Annotated in this window: 12 protein-coding genes; all 12 read left to right on the forward strand. The window is 72.2% G+C overall.

Annotation, left to right across the window (positions count from 1 at the left end):
* Nucleotides 1-2 precede the first annotated feature (2 nt).
* On the forward strand, nt 3-1,868 hold the full coding sequence (locus AC07AW_RS33855; protein WP_478819358.1) for an amidohydrolase: 1,866 nt from the start codon (nt 3-5) through the stop codon (nt 1,866-1,868).
* 13 nt (nt 1,869-1,881) lie between these two features.
* Entirely contained in the window at nt 1,882-2,610 is a 729-nt protein-coding gene (locus AC07AW_RS33860) for a GPR1/FUN34/YaaH family transporter (RefSeq protein WP_478819303.1), read from the forward strand.
* A gap of 45 nt (nt 2,611-2,655) precedes the next feature.
* A complete protein-coding gene (locus AC07AW_RS33865) occupies nt 2,656-2,970 on the forward strand; it encodes a GNAT family N-acetyltransferase (RefSeq protein WP_478819304.1) in 315 nt (104 codons plus the stop codon).
* 51 nt (nt 2,971-3,021) lie between these two features.
* The gene (locus AC07AW_RS33870; protein WP_478819305.1) at nt 3,022-3,747 is read left to right on the forward strand and encodes an alpha/beta fold hydrolase; all 726 of its coding nucleotides are present in this window, start codon (nt 3,022-3,024) and stop codon (nt 3,745-3,747) included.
* A gap of 113 nt (nt 3,748-3,860) precedes the next feature.
* Nucleotides 3,861-5,192, forward strand: a complete 1,332-nt coding sequence (locus tag AC07AW_RS33875) for an ABC transporter substrate-binding protein (RefSeq protein ID WP_478819306.1) — start codon at nt 3,861-3,863, stop codon at nt 5,190-5,192.
* A complete protein-coding gene (locus AC07AW_RS33880; protein WP_478819307.1) occupies nt 5,192-6,157 on the forward strand; it encodes a carbohydrate ABC transporter permease in 966 nt (321 codons plus the stop codon). Before AC07AW_RS33875 ends, AC07AW_RS33880 begins: the two co-directional genes overlap by 1 nt.
* The gene (locus AC07AW_RS33885) at nt 6,154-7,041 is read left to right on the forward strand and encodes a carbohydrate ABC transporter permease (protein ID WP_478819308.1); all 888 of its coding nucleotides are present in this window, start codon (nt 6,154-6,156) and stop codon (nt 7,039-7,041) included. The genes AC07AW_RS33880 and AC07AW_RS33885 overlap by 4 nt, the downstream gene beginning before the upstream one ends.
* The gene (locus tag AC07AW_RS33890; protein WP_478819309.1) at nt 7,038-9,797 is read left to right on the forward strand and encodes an ATP-binding protein; all 2,760 of its coding nucleotides are present in this window, start codon (nt 7,038-7,040) and stop codon (nt 9,795-9,797) included. Before AC07AW_RS33885 ends, AC07AW_RS33890 begins: the two co-directional genes overlap by 4 nt.
* A gap of 132 nt (nt 9,798-9,929) precedes the next feature.
* Nucleotides 9,930-10,766: an alpha/beta fold hydrolase gene (locus AC07AW_RS33895; RefSeq protein WP_478819310.1), complete on the forward strand. Its 837-nt coding sequence runs from the start codon at nt 9,930-9,932 to the stop codon at nt 10,764-10,766.
* Between the two features lie 104 nt (nt 10,767-10,870).
* Complete coding sequence (locus AC07AW_RS33900) at nt 10,871-11,956, forward strand: LLM class flavin-dependent oxidoreductase (protein ID WP_478819311.1); 1,086 nt, start codon at nt 10,871-10,873, stop codon at nt 11,954-11,956.
* Complete coding sequence (locus AC07AW_RS33905; RefSeq protein ID WP_478819312.1) at nt 11,953-12,567, forward strand: FMN reductase; 615 nt, start codon at nt 11,953-11,955, stop codon at nt 12,565-12,567. Before AC07AW_RS33900 ends, AC07AW_RS33905 begins: the two co-directional genes overlap by 4 nt.
* Nucleotides 12,568-12,627: 60 nt before the next feature.
* Nucleotides 12,628-15,456 (forward strand): helix-turn-helix transcriptional regulator, encoded by a 2,829-nt coding sequence (locus AC07AW_RS33910; protein WP_478819313.1) that lies wholly within the window; start codon nt 12,628-12,630, stop codon nt 15,454-15,456.
* Nucleotides 15,457-15,552 lie beyond the last annotated feature (96 nt).

Genomic DNA, 15,552 nt, shown 5'->3' on the forward strand with positions numbered 1-15,552 from the left:
GCATGCCGGTGGCGGGCCTCGTCCCCGCCCAGCGGCGGGAACATGCGCACGCCGACCTCCTCGTCCGCAACGCGAAGGTGTTCACCGGCGACCCCGGCCGCCCCGCGGCCCGTGCCGTCGCGATCCGCGACGGCCGGGTCGCGGCCCTCGGCGACGACCACGACCTCGCCCACCTCGTCGGGCCGGGCACCAAGGTCGTCGACGCGCTGGGCCGCCGGGTGATCCCCGGTCTCAACGACTCGCACCTGCACGTCATCCGGGGCGGCCTGAACTACGTCCTGGAGCTGCGCTGGGACGGCGTACGCAGCCTGCGCCACGCCCTGGCGATGCTGCGCGAGCAGGCCGGCCGCACCCCGAAGGGGCAGTGGATCCGGGTGGTGGGCGGCTGGACCGCCGAGCAGTTCGCCGAGCGCCGGATGCCGACCGTGGCGGAGCTGAACGCCGCCGCGCCCGACACCCCGGTGTTCGTCCTGCACCTGTACCAGTCGGCCCTGATGAACCGGGCCGCGGTTCAGGCAGCCGGTTTCACCCGGGAGACCCCCGATCCTCGGGGCGGGCAGATCGTCCGGGGCAAGGACGGCGAACCCAACGGCGTCCTCCTCGCCGCCCCGAGCGCGCTCATCCTGTACTCGACCCTGGCCAAGGCGCCCGCTCTCGACGAGGCCGACAAGCGGACGTCGACGCGGCACTTCCTGCGCGAGCTGAACCGGTTCGGCCTGACGTCCGCGGTCGATGCCGCCGGCGGCTTCCAGAATTTCCCCGACAACTACGCCACGGTCACCGACCTCGCCAGGTCGGGGGAGCTGACCCTCCGGATCGCCTACCACCTCTTCCCGCAGACGGCCGGGCAGGAACTCGCCGACCTGAAGCGCTGGACGGAGATGGTCAAGCCCGGGGACGGGGACGAGTGGCTCCGAATGAACGGAGCGGGCGAGAACCTGACCTGGGCCGCTGCCGACTTCGAGAACTTCTCCGAGCCCCGACCTGAGCTCGCCGCAGGTTACGAGGTCGAGTTCGAGCAGGCCGTACGGCTCCTGCTCGAGAACGGCTGGGGCTTCCGGCTCCACGCGACCTACGACGAGACGATCCGCCGCGACCTGGCCGTCTTCGAGAAGCTCGCGGCGGAAGGGCTCTTCCCCGGCGGCAACCGCTGGCTCTTCGACCACGCGGAGACCGTCTCGGGCGACAGCCTCGACCGGATCGCGGCCCTCGGCGGCGCCGTCTCGGTCCAGAACCGGATGTCCTTCCAGGGCGCCGCCTTCCTCGACCGCTACGGTGCCGAGGCCGCCGCCCACACCCCGCCGGTCCGCGCCATGCTCGACCGCGGCCTGACGGTGGCCGCCGGAACCGACGCCACCCGCGTCTCCTCGTACAACCCGTGGGTCGCACTGCACTGGCTGGTGACCGGCAGGACCGTCGGCGGCACGGCGCTCTCCCCGGCCGGGACACGGATCGACCGGGAGACCGCCCTCGACCTCTACACCCGGGGCGGTGCGCAGCTCACCGGCGAGCAGGACGTCAAGGGAAGCCTGCGCGAGGGCTGCTACGGCGACCTCGCGATCCTGTCCGACGACTACCTCACCGTGCCCGAGGACGTCATCCCCGACATCGAGTCCGTCCTCACCGTCGTCGGCGGCCGCATCGTCTACGCGACCGCGGAGTACGAGGGCCTCGACGAGGCCATCCCGCCGGTGACCCCGGAGTGGAGCCCCGTGGCCCGCTTCGGCGGCTACCAGAGCGGTGCCCTCCAGGCGTCGGCCGTGGCCGAGGCCGCCGCGGAATCCGAGCAGCACCGCCGGTGGCGCGTCGCCCGCGGATCCGTCCCCGAGACGACGCCGTCCTTCGTCGACCCCTGCTTCGAACACTGAAAGAGACCGCACGATGAGTACAGCCTCCCCCGCCACCGACGGCGGCGAAGAAGACCCGGCCGGCCTGCCGGGACGCCGCTTCGAGCCGGACCTCCGGTCGATGACCCGGATCAACCTGCGCCCCATCGCCTCACCCATGCCGCTCGGCTTCTTCACGATCGCCATCGCGTCCGTGATGACGGGCTGCCTCCAGCTCGGGATCCTGGGCGAGGAGGCCCGTACCGCCGTCGCCTTCACCGTGCTGCCGGCCTTCGTCCTCCAACTCCTGGTCAGTTTCCTGGCCTTCGGCGCCCGTGACGTGATCGCGGCGACCCTGATGGCGGTGTTCGCCGGCAGCTGGCTGCCCTACTCGCTCATCATGCTCAGTGGCGCGGCCGACGGCCTGAAGGTGCTCGGCGTCTTCAACCTGGCGCTTCTCTGCTTCGGCGCGCTGATGACCGCCGTGACCGGGCCCAAGCGGGCGCTGTGGCTCGTCCTCGCGGTCTCCCTTCCCCGCTGGGCGGCCACCGGCCTCGCGGGCGTCACCGGCGCCGAATGGCTCACGCGCACGTCCGGGGCTCTCGGCCTCGTGGTGGCGCTCGTCGCGATGTACACGGCGTTCGCCCTGATGCTCGAGGACATGCGCAGCGAGCAGGTCCTGCCGATCGGCCGCAGCGGCCCCGCCCACCTGGCCGTGGAAGGCGACCTGGCCGTCCAGCTACGCAACCTGGAACGCCAGGCCGGCGTGCGCCGCACGCTCTGAACGCAGCCACCGCCCCCGTCACACCACGACCGCACAGGAGCACCCATGGAACCCCGAGTGACCGACCGGCCCGAGAAGTCCCGGTACGAGATCCTTGCCGGCGACGACGGCACCGAGACCGCGGGCTTCGCCGAATACCACCTCTCGGACGGCGAGATCGCCTTCATCCACACCGAGATCGATCCCCGCTTCGGCGGTCAGGGTCTGGGCGGGCTGCTCGCCCGCGGCGCCCTGGACGACGCCCGGGCCCGCGGGCTGAGCGTCCTGCCGTACTGCCCCTTCATCCGGGGCTGGATCGGCAAGCACCCCGAGTACGCCGACCTGGTGCCCGAGGCGCGCCGCGCCCGCTTCGGTCTCTGAAACACCCCACATCCACCTCCTGTCCCCAGCCACACACCGAGGAGTTCTCCCGTGCCCCGACACGCCCGTCCCACCGTCGTCCTGGTCCACGGCGCCTTCGCCGACGCCTCCAGCTTCGCCCGCGTCATCCCCGAACTGACCGCCGCCGGCATGGAGGTGATAGCTCCGGCGGTGCCCAACCGCAGCCTCGTCGACGACGCCGCGTACATCGCCTCCGTGGTCCGTGCCGTCGAAGGCCCCGTGATCCTGGTGGGGCACTCCTACGGCGGCGCCGTCATCACCCTCGCCGGTACGGAGGACAACGTCCGCGCCCTGGTGTACCTCGCGGGGTACGCACTCGAGGAGGGCGAGAGCCTGGGCGAGCTGCAGGGCGGCTTCCCCGACTCCGGTCTCGGCGACGCGCTCGTGTACACCCCGTTCCCGGTGGCCGGTTCGGACGAGACCGGTACCGACGTCTCGGTGGCGATCGAGAAGTTCCCCGCTCTGTTCGCGGCCGACGTCGAGCCCGAGCTCGCCGCGGTGCTCGCGGTCTCCCAGCGCCCCCTGGCCGCGCGGGCCTTCTCCGAGGCGGCGCCGGTCGCGGCGTGGAAGACCAAGCCCTCGTGGGGCCTGGTGGCCTCCGCCGACCGTACGATCAACCCCGATGTGGAGCGTTTCGGCTACGAGCGCGCCGGCATGACCACCGTCGAGGTCGACTCCTCGCACCTGGTCATGCTCGCCCAGCCCAAGGCCGTGGCGGAGCTGATCATGGAGGCGGCCCGGTCCACGGGGCACTGATCCCACGGAGCCGACGCTTGAACATCGAACGATTGGTCTCTGTCGTTCGAACGCGGTAGCTTTCCGAAACGCCCGTCGAGAACATGCGGCGGGCGATCGGAGGAAGCACACCCATGAGGTTCGGCGCGAGGCTCGCGCTCGCGGTCATCACCCTCGCCGTCACCGCCACCGCCTGCGGCACCCCGCAGGACAGTGGTTCGCGGTCGCACACCACCGCGGACTGCGCACCGTACGCCCGGTACGGCAAGCACCCCGGCACCAAGGTGACCGTCTACGCGGAGAACCGCGACCGGGAGGCCGATCTGTTCGAAGAGACCTGGGCGGACTTCGCGGACTGCACGGGAATCGACGTCCAGTACGAGGGGGACGGAGAGTTCGAGGCCCAGATCCAGGTCCGAGTGGAGGGCGGGAACGCGCCCGACGTGGCGTTCTTCCCCCAGCCCGGTCTCCTGGAACGCTTCGCGCGGGACGGGAAGCTCAAGCCCGTGAGCGCCGGCGTCGCTGCTCTCGCGCAGCAGGGCTGGTCGGCCGACTGGAACAGCTACGCGACCGTGGACGGCACCCTCTACGGCACGCCGCTCGTCGCGAACGTGAAGTCGTTCGTCTGGTACTCCCCGAAGTTCTTCCGCGACAGGGGACTGAGCGTTCCCCGCACGTGGTCCGAGCTGATGGCCGTGACCGAGAAGGTCGCGGCGTCGGGCGTCAAGCCGTGGTGCGCGGGCATCGAGTCCGCCGAGGCGACCGGCTGGCCCGTGACGGACTGGATCGAGGACGTCCTGCTGCGCCGGCAGGGCACGCACGTCTACGACCAGTGGGTCGCCCACGAGATCCCGTTCAACGACCCGCGGGTGATCAAGGCCATGGACACCGTGGGGTCCATCCTCAAGAACGACCGGTACGCCAACGGCGGCTTCGGCCCGGCCCGGTCCATGGCGTCGATCTCCTTCCAGGAGGCCGGCACGCCGGTTCTCTCCGGCGACTGCGCGATGCACCGCCAGGCCTCGTTCTACGCCGGCATGTGGCCGAAGGGCACCGAGATCGGACCGGACAAGGACGTCTACACCTTCCTCCTGCCGGGGGCCGACCCGGCGAGCCGCCCCGTACTGGGCGGTGGGGTGTTCACCGCGGCGTTCGCCGACCGTCCCGAGGTGCGGGCGTTCCAGCAGTACCTGGCCTCCGCGGACTTCGCGAACGCGCGGATGAAGAAGGGCCCGTTCGTCTCGGCGAACAAAGGCGTGGATCCGGCGAACGCCGCGACCCCGGTCGACAAGCTCTCGATCCAGCTGCTCCAGGATCCCCGGACCCAGTTCAGGTTCGACGGTTCGGACCTGATGCCGGCGTCGGTCGGCGCCGGGACGTTCTGGAAGGGAGCCGTCGACTGGGTCGGCGGCGCGAGCACCCGGCAGGTCGCCGACTCGGTCGAACGGTCCTGGCCGAGCCGCTGATGTCGTTCGACGCCGTCGCCCAGCAGCCCAAGCTGATGTACCTGCTCCAGGGCGTCGCCGCCTTCGCGGCGGTGGTCGCCCTGGTCCTGCTCGCGCTGCACCGGGGGCCGGTACGGAGGAGGGCCGCGGCCCTGATCCTGCTGACCCCCGCGCTGCTGCTGCTCACGGTCGGCCTCCTCCTGCCCGGTCTGCGCACCCTGGTGCTGTCGTTCACCGACAGCGGGGGAGACACGTGGGCCGGCTTCGACAACTACGTGTGGATGTTCACCGACCACAGGGCGCTGGTGGCGCTGCGCAACACCCTGGCGTGGGTGGTGCTCGTGCCGCTGACGTCGACCGCGGTCGGTCTGCTCTACGCGGCGGCCGTCGCACGGTCGCGGTTCAGAGCGTTGGCGCTGTCCCTCGTCCTGATGCCGATGGCGATCTCGTTCGTCGGCGCGGGTGTCGTCTGGAAGTTCGTCTACGCCTACCGGCCCGTGGAAGCAGGGCAGATCGGGCTGCTGAACCAGCTCGTCGTCGCGTTCGGCGGCGAACCGAGGCAATGGCTCGTGGACTCCCCCTGGAACGTCCTGTTCCTCATCGGGGTGATGGTGTGGACCCAGGCGGGCTTCGCGGCCGTCCTGCTGGCCGGCGCGATCAGAGCCGTACCCACGGAGCTGACCGAGGCCGCTCGGCTCGACGGCGCGTCCCCCCGGCAGATCTTCCGACGGATCACCCTGCCGTCGATCAGGCCCACGCTGCTCGTCGTGCTCCTCGCCCAGGCGATCGGCACCTTCAAGGCCTTCGACATCGTCAAGACCATGACCGGCGGACAGTTCGACACGGGCGTCATTGCCCACGAGATGTACGACCAGGCCTTCCGCTACGGCGAGACGGGCCGCGGCGCGGCGCTCGCCGTGCTCCTCTTCCTCCTCGTCACCCCCTTCGTCGCCCATCAGGTCAGGGCGCAACGGAGGACGGGGTGAACGGCGTCCGGGAGCGTCTGGCCTCCCGCGCCTTCACGTTCATCGCCGTGGTGATCGCGGTGCTCTGGACGACACCGACCCTCGGTCTCCTGCTCTCCTCGTTCCGCCCCGAGGAGGAGATCAAGACGACGGGCTGGTGGACCGTGTTCGGTACGCCGCACCTCACGCTCGACAACTACGGCGAGGTGCTGTCCGGCGGCGGGAACGGGTCGGGGCGGCTCGGGGAGTACTTCGTCAACTCCGTCGTCATCACCGTTCCCTCGGTGCTGTTCCCGCTCGTCCTTGCCTTCCTCGCGGCGTACGCCCTGGCCTGGATCGACTTCAGGGGGCGCGACGCGCTCGTCGTCGGCATCTTCGCGCTCCAGGTCGTGCCGCTCCAGATGGCGCTCGTCCCTCTCCTGAAGCTCTTCTCCCAGGGCTGGCTGTTCCTGCCCGCGTGGCACCTCACCGGACCCGCGCGGTTCGGCCAGGTCTGGTTCGCCCACACGGTCTTCGCGCTGCCGTTCGCGGTGTTCCTCCTGCACAACTTCCTGGCAGGGCTGCCCCGGGACCTGATCGAGGCCGCCCGCGTCGACGGCGCGTCGCACGGGACGCTGCTGCTCCGGATCGTGCTGCCGCTGGCCCGCCCGGCCCTGGTCAGCTTCGCCATCATCCAGTTCATCTGGGTGTGGAACGACCTCCTCGTCGCACTCACCCTGTCCGGCGGAACGGCCGAGACCGCGCCGATGACGGTCAGACTCGCGAGCATGGCCGGGACCTACGGCAACGAGTGGCAGCGGCTCACCGCAGGTGCCTTCGTGGCGGCGCTCGTCCCGCTGCTCGTCTTCTTCTCCCTCCGACGGCACTTCGCACGGGGACTGCTCGCCGGATCGGTCAAGGGATGAGCCCCGACCGGCCCGAGGAACGAGCCGTGGCGCCGGGGCTGAGCCGGCCCGGACTGCGGGGCCGCGAAGCCGAGCTGGAGCGACTGCGCGCCCTGGTCGAGGCGGTGCGCGACGGCGAGGGAGGAGCGATCGCGCTCCTCCTGGGCGAGCCCGGGATCGGGAAGACCGTACTGCTGCAGGAGACCGTCTCGATCGCACGGGCCCACGGATTCCTCGTCAGCCATGGACGCGCCGAGGAACTGCACGAGCTGGCACCGCTCGCCTCACTGGCCTCGGGCCTCCTGCACGGCGACCCGCCGCTCCTGGCCCGTACGGACTTCGCAGACCTCGCCGGCCACCACGACCAGCGCATCTGGCTCGTCGAACGGCTGGCCCAGCTGATCGAGGAACGCTCGGCGGGCACGCCCGTACTGATCGCCGTCGACGACGTCCAATGGGCCGACCCGCTGAGCCGCTTCGCCCTCAGTGTCATGCCGACACGGCTGCTCAGTTCCCCGGTCCTCTGGCTGCTCACGGGCAGGGAGGACCCGGAACTGTACGGGCAGGGGCCGCGGACGACGACCCTCCCGCTGCGGCCGCTGTCCGACACGGCCCTGGCCGAGCTGGCCCGCGACGTCCTCGGCGAGGACGTGCCGGCGCGGGTCGAGGAGCTCCTCGACGGGGCGGGCGGCAACCCCTTCCTCGCGGCCGAGATGCTCGGGGGCATCGCGGCGTCGGGCGCGGACGGACCGGAACCACCCGAGCGGCTGGTCCTCGGCGTGCGCGGCCGACTGGCCGACCTCCGGCCGGACACCCTCCACTTCCTGCGGATCGGCTCGGTCCTCGGCCGCGCGTTCTCGCTCGCGGACGCAGCCGCCCTGTGCGGCCGGCCCGCCTCCGCACTCAGCGCCGAAGTGGACGAGGCGATCGCCGCCGCCCTCCTCCACGACGACGGCGAACGCCTCCTGTTCCGCCACGACCTGCTCCGCCAGGCGGTGTACGCCGACCTCGCCCCCTCCGTACGCCGGGCGCTGCACCGGGAGGCCGCGAGCCGGCTCGTCGCGGCGGGCCGGAGCTCCGTCGACGCGGTCCCGCACCTGCTGATGAGCGCCGAACCCGGCGATTTGGAGGCGATCGGACTGCTCGGCACGGCCGCCGCGGACGTGAGCGCCGTGATGCCCGACCTCGCCGCCGACCTGGCCGTACGCGCCCTGGAACTCGTACCGCCCCGTGCGCCCATGGCGTACGACGTGGGAGAACGGGCCGTCGTCGCGCTGACCCGCGCGGGCCGGTACACCCAGGCACGGGACACCGGCGACGCGCTGCTCGCCCGACAGCCGCCCCTCGACGTCTTCGCCCGTCTGCAGTGCGTACTCGGCGACACGCTGTGGCACCTCGACGACATCCACGAGCTGACCCGCCGCTCGGCGGTGGCGCTGGCGGCCGTCACCGACCCGGCGATCCGCGCCCGGCTCACCGCCCGGCAGGCCCTCGCCCGGTCCCGCGGGCGCGACCTTGCGGCCGCACGCGAGACCGGCGAACGGGCGCTAGCCGAGGCGGAGCGGGCCGGTGACCGGGAGGCCCGCGTCCTCGCACTGTGGGGTCTCGGCGAGATCGCCCTCAACGCGGGCGACTGCGCCGCCGCCCTCGAACACCACACGGCCCTGAGCGTGTTCGACAAGGCCTTCCTTCCCGAGGAGGCCGTCGCCCTGATCCACATGGATGACTTCGACACCGTACGGCGACTGCTCCGCACGGCGGGCGACGCTCCCCTGCGCCCCGCGATGCTGAGCTGGGCCCAGGGAACCTTCAACATGGGGCTCGGCCGGCTCGACGACGCGGACGCCGACTTCGTCACCGCCGAGCGGCTCGAAGCGGACCTCCACGTGCCCGGCAACCTGGTCAACATCCGCGTCAACCGCGGTCTCCTCGCGTTGCTGCGCGGCGACCGCGAAGCCGCGCGGGAACACCTGGACGTCGTGCGGGCGACCGTGGCCGACCGGCCGAACACGGGCAACCACGCCACGCACCAGTACTTCGAGGCCGTCGTCGCCGACTCCGACGGCGACCCCGCGGCAGCGGCGGAACTGGTCCGGTCCGTGCAGCGCGACCACCCCTTCCTCCGGTGGCGGCTCCTGCGCCCCCATGTCGTCCAGGCCGTGCGGATCGCCCTGCGCGGCGGGGACCGGAAGCTGGCCGAGGACCTCGCGGCCCAGGCCGCCGAACACGCCACCCGCAACCCCACCGTGCCGACCGCCCAGGGGACGGCCGCCCACGCGGCCGCCCTGGTGAACGCCGACCACGAACTCCTGGAGCGGGCGGTCCACGTCCTCCTCACCGGCCCTCGGCCGCTGCCCCTTGCCGCCGCGTCCGCCGACCTCGGGCGCGCGCTGCTGACCTCGGGCGACGCCACCGCCGCGACACCCGCCCTGACCAGGGCGTACGACCTCTACGCCCAGGCGGGGGCCGACGCCGAGGCCGACCGGGTCCGGGCCGAACCGGAACGGGCCACAAGCCGCCCCGGCCGGCGCACCGGACGCCTCCGGCCACGCGCCGACCAGGGCTGGGACGCGCTCACGGCCTCGGAACGCAAGGTGGCCCGGCTGATCGCGGCGGGTCACACCAACCGGTCGGCCGCGGAGGCCCTCGTCGTCTCCCCGCACACGGTCAACACCCACCTGGCGTCGATCTTCCGCAAGCTCGGGGTGCGCTCGAGGGTCCACCTGGCCCGGATCGTCCTCGCGAAGGACGACGCCGGAACGGCCACCGGCGGCTGAGCGACCTCTGCGCCCCCGTGCAAGGTGCGGTGCGCGGGACGGCAACAGCAGGTGCGGGACCGGTCCTAGCGTGACGGGCATACCGCGCCGCTCCGACGCGCGGACCAGTCCACCCGAAACGAGGGAACCCCCATGCCGTTCATCACCGTGGGCCAGGAGAACACCACCCCCATCGAGCTGTACTTCGAGGACCAGGGCGCCGGGCAGCCCGTCGTCCTCATCCACGGCTTCCCGCTCGACGGCCACTCCTGGGAGCGCCAGAGCGCCGCTCTGCTCGACGCCGGGTACCGCGTGATCACGTACGACCGCCGGGGCTTCGGGCAGTCCTCGCAGCCGACGACCGGCTACGACTACGACACCTTCGCCGCCGACCTGAACACCGTGATGGAGACCCTCGACCTGAACGACGCCGTCCTCGTCGGCTTCTCGATGGGCACGGGTGAGGTCGCCCGCTACGTGTCCGTGTACGGCTCCGGCCGCGTCGCCAAGGTCGCCTTCCTGGCCTCGCTCGAGCCCTGCCTGCTCAAGACCGACGACAACCCGGAGGGCGTGGCCCCGCAGGAGTTCTTCGACGGAGTCGTCGCCGCCGTCAAGGCCGACCGGTACGCCTACTACACGGCCTTCTTCCAGGACTTCTACAACCTCGACGAGAACCTGGGCAGCCGGATCAGCGAGGAGGCCGTCCGCAACAGCTGGGACACCGCGGCCCGCGGTGGCTCCTTCGCCGCGTCCGCCGCGCCGGCGACCTGGTACACCGACTTCCGCGCCGACATCCCCGCCGTCGACGTGCCGGCCCTGATCCTGCACGGCACCGCCGACCGCATCCTCCCCGCCGAGAACACGGCCCGCCCCTTCCACAAGGCGCTCCCCGCCGCCGACTACGTCGAGATCGAGGGCGCCCCGCACGGCCTGCTGTGGACCCACGCCGAGGAGGTCAACACCGCCCTCCTCGCCTTCCTGGCGAAGTGACCCCGCACCGCTGACCCGCCGGGTGACGCCGGAGCTCCCGGCGTCACCCCGGCCCCCGGTTCCCCAGCGCGGGAAGCGGACGAGCTCAGGAGAGCAGACACCCCATGCAGTTCGGCATCTTCACCGTCGGGGACGTGACCCCCGACCCCACCACCGGCCGCACCCCGACCGAACGCGAGCGCATCAAGGCGATGGTCGCCATCGCGCTCAAGGCCGAGGAGGTCGGCCTGGACGTCTTCGCGACCGGCGAGCACCACAATCCGCCGTTCGTCCCGTCGTCGCCGACCACCATGCTCGGCTACATCGCGGCCCGCACCGAGAAACTGATCCTGTCCACGTCCACGACGCTGATCACCACCAACGACCCGGTGAAGATCGCCGAGGACTACGCGATGCTCCAGCACCTGGCCGACGGCCGGGTCGACCTGATGATGGGCCGCGGCAACACCGGCCCCGTCTACCCGTGGTTCGGGCAGGACATCCGCCAGGGCATCAACCTCGCCAAGGAGAACTACGCGCTGCTGCGCCGGCTGTGGCGCGAGGACGTCGTGGACTGGGAGGGCACGTTCCGTACACCGCTCCAGGCCTTCACCTCGACACCGCGGCCCCTGGACGGCGTCGCGCCCTTCGTCTGGCACGGATCCATCAGGTCCCCCGAGATCGCGGAGCAGGCCGCCTTCTACGGCGACGGCTTCTTCCACAACAACATCTTCTGGCCGGCCGACCACACCAGGCGCATGGTGCAGCTGTACCGGCGCCGGTTCGCGCACCACGGCCACGGCCGCCCGGAGGACGCGATCGTCGGCCTGGGAGGACAGGTCTTCATGCGGAAGAACTCCCAGGACGCCGTACGGGAGTTCCGGCCCTACTTCGACAACGCGCCGGTGTACGGCCACGGCCCGTCGCTCGAGGACTTCACCGAGCAGACCCCGCTGACGGTCGGCTCTCCCCAGCAGGTCATCGAGCGGACCCTGTCCTTCCGGGAGACTGTCGGCGACTACCAGCGCCAGCTGTTCCTGATGGACCACGCGGGCCTGCCCCTGAAGACCGTCCTGGAACAGCTCGACATCCTCGGTGAAGAGGTCGTGCCCGTCCTGCGGAGGGAATTCGCGAAGGGGCGTCCGGCCGACGTGCCGGAGGCACCCACGCACGCGTCCCTCCGAGCCGCCCGGGAGGTGTCCGCCGCGTGAAGCTGACCATCGTCTCCGCAGGGCTCAGCACCCCCTCCTCCACCCGCCTGCTCGCGGACCGGCTGGCCGAATCGGCCCGCGACGGACTCGCCGGCCGGGGCCACGAGGCGTCCACCGAGGTCGTGGAACTGCGCGAACTCGCCGGCGACATCGCCAACCACCTCGTGACCGGATTCCCGCCGCCGCGGCTGAGCGCCGCGATCGACGCGGTGACGGCGGCCGACGGTCTGATCGTCGTGACTCCCGTGTTCGCTGCCTCCTACAGTGGTCTCTTCAAGTCCTTCTTCGACGTGATCGATCCGGATGCCCTCACCGGAAAGCCGGTCCTGATCGCGGCGACCGGCGGCACCGCCCGCCACTCCCTGGTCCTGGAGCACGCCGTGCGCCCGCTCTTCGCCTATCTCCGCGCCGTCGTCGTCCCCACCGCCGTGTTCGCGGCCTCCGAGGACTGGGGCTCGGGGGGAGACGAGTACACCGACGGCCTGCCCGGCCGCGTCCGCCGGGCGGGCGCCGAACTCGCTACGCTCATGGCGGCGCGCCCGGTCGGAGAAGAGCCCGAGGACGACGTCACGGCCCTCGAACGGCAACTCGCCGACCTGCGCTTCGACTGACAAGGGCCCCTGGGCCGGGCGACGGCGGGGTGGTGCATATGGTTCATACTGTTCCGCCGTATGAGCGTGAACAGAGCGACGACAAGAACCGTGCCCGAGGAGCCCGACGGTGCACGGACACCCCTCCGCGGCAGGGACGCGGAACTGGCGTTCATCGAGGCGCGGCTCGACGCGCTCGACCGGGGCGAAGGCGGGATCGTCCGCGTCGAGGGCCCCGCCGGCATCGGCAGGTCCCGCATCCTCGCGGAGGCCGCGGCAGCCGCGCGGCGGCGTGGGACGAGGGTCTTCGAGGGGGCTGCGGACCCCGACGAGCACGTCGTGCCGCTCGGCCCGTTCCTCGACGGCGTGCTCGCCGGCGAGGGGCCGCTGTCGGGCGTCGTCCGTCTCCGGGACCTCGCCACGACACCAGGTCAGCGGTTCTGGCTGCTCCAGGAACTGGGCGACCGCCTACGGGAGACCGTGCGGAACGGCCCCCTGCTCGTCGTCCTCGACGACCTCCAGTGGTGCGACGACCTGACCCTCCTCACCTTTCACACCCTCGCGGCCGGACTCTCGTCGCACGCCATCCTCTGGCTGGTCGCCGTGCGCGGCGGCAGCGTGCCGTCGGGAGTGCGGACCACCCTGGACAGGATCCGGCGGGCAGGCGCACACGAGCTGGCGCTGGGAGCGCTGGGGGACCGGGCGACCGCACAGATCAGCGAGGACGTCCTGGGCGCTGCTCCCGACCGGGACGTCCTGAGCGTCGCCCGCCGCGCCGAGGGGGTGCCACAGCTGCTGGTCGAGCTGCTCGGCTCACTGCGGGAGGACGGGGCGGTGACGATCGGGAACGGCATGGCCCGGCTGTCCGCCGGACCCCTGGCCCCACGGGTGCTTCCCTCCGTCGTGCGCCGCCTCGACCAGCTGTCGGACGAGGCCCGGGAGCTGGTGCGGACGGCGGCCGGCGTGGGCGGCCCGGCCACCGTCGGACAACTCGCCGAACTGCTCGGCAGGCCCCCGGTGGCGCTCATCACGGCAGTGCAGGAATCCCTCGACGCCGATCTGCTCGCCGAGAGCGGTGATCGCCTCGCCTTCCGCCACGACCTGATCCGCGAGGCGGTGGAAGCCGGCCTCCCCCGGCCGCGTCAAGCCGCCGAGCCGCCGCCGGGGAACGCGGCCTCCACCGTCGAGCGCGCCGGGCCCTCGGCGGGAACAGCGGGCCCAGACGCCGCGGAGGCCGACCGGCTGCGCACCGAGGCGGCGGAACTCGCGTCCACCGCACCCGGACTTGCCGCGGAGCGCAGCCTCAAGGCCCTGGAGCTCACCGCGGCGGACGCTGCGGAGCGGCCTCGGGTCATCGCCGAGACGATCCCGCTGCTCTGGCAGACGGGCCGGGCCGCCCAAGCGCGTGAGCTGGGGGCCTCCGCCCTGGCGGCCGGCGGTCTCGGACCCGAGGACGAGGGCCTCATACGCCTTGCCCTGGCACGCCTCGCCGTGCAGTTCGACTTCTCCGAGGCGGTCCGTCAGGCCCGCGCCGGGGCGGAACTGCCCGGGATATCCGTGACCGCGAGGGGGCGACTGCTCGCCATGCTCGCCGTCGGCCTGTCGATGTCGGGCGAGCACGCGGCGGCCGAGCAGGTCGCCGCGGAGGCGTGGGAGACCGCGGCGGCAGCGGGGGACCGCACCGCCGAGGCCACGCTGACGACGGTCCGCTCGGCCGTCAGTTTCCACCGCATGGACCTGACCGAGGCTTTCCGGCAGGCCGAGCGGTCCGCCGCGCTGGCCGACGCCCTGGGCGTCAGCACCTCCCTGTGGGTGCCGGAGGCCTTGTGGCACGCTCTCCTGTCGAACACCACGGGACGCACCGCGGAGGCACTCGCCATGGCGGAGGAGGGCATCCGGATCACCAGGGAGCAGGGCCGCACGGCCGCCACCCGCATGTGGCTCATGACCCGCACCCGCGTCCTTCTGGAAACCGGACGGCTGTCGGACGCCCGGGCCGACGCCGAAGCCGCGTCCCCGGCGACCGGAGATCCCGGCCCGGGCAACCTCGCCGACGTCACGCTCCGGTACGTGATGCTGCGCGTCGCCCTCCACACCGACGACCGGCGGACCGCAGAAGCGTACGCGGCGGAGGCGAGGCGCATGCGGAGCGACGGCGCACCCGTCGTCCGGCACTTCGGCACCTGGATGCTGGCCCTGATGGCCGACTTCGAAGGCCGGCCCGACCGCGCCATGGCCGAACTCGACGAGGTGATGACGTCGCCCGCCGCGGACCGGCCCGCCTACGCCGGCCTGATCGACCCCGCCGACGCCCCGGTGCTGGTCCGTATGGCACTGCGCGCGGGCAGGCACGAACGGGCCGCGCAGGCGGTCGCCCTGGCCGAGACGCGAGCCCTGCTCAATCCCGGCCTCACGTTCCTCGCCGCCACCGCCGCGCACGCCCGGGGGCTCCTCGACAACGACCTCGCCCCCCTCGTACGCGCCGTCCGGCTCTACGAGGACTGCCCTCGGGTGCTGGCCCGGGCGTCGGCGCTGGAGGACGCCGGACGCAAGCTCGCGGCCACCCGCAGGTCCGAGGCGGTGCCGTACTTCGAGACGGCCCTCGCGCTCTACGCGCGATCCGGTGCCGAGCGGGACGTCGCACGCGTCCGCCGGCGCCTGAGGGCCGCCGGCGTCCGCCGCCGGCCCTCGGCGGCCGGACTCTCCGACGCATGGCCCGAGTTGACGGCCGCGGAGCTACGGGTGGCACGGCTGGTGGCCCGAGGGCTGACCAACCAGCAGGCGGCCGAGGACCTCTCCCTCTCACCGCACACGGTGAGCTCGCACCTGCGCCGGGCCTTCACCAAGCTGGACGTCACCTCGCGAGCCGAGCTGACCCGGCTGGTCAGGCACCGTGACAGCGGAGAGTAGTCGCTTCGTATCCCACGTGGGTCTCATGGCAATGGACGATTCATGCGATGTGCCGGCGTGGTCGTTTCCTCAGACTGATCAAGAACCGCGGAATGC

It is taken from the genome of Streptomyces sp. NPDC044003 (assembly GCF_056435185.1).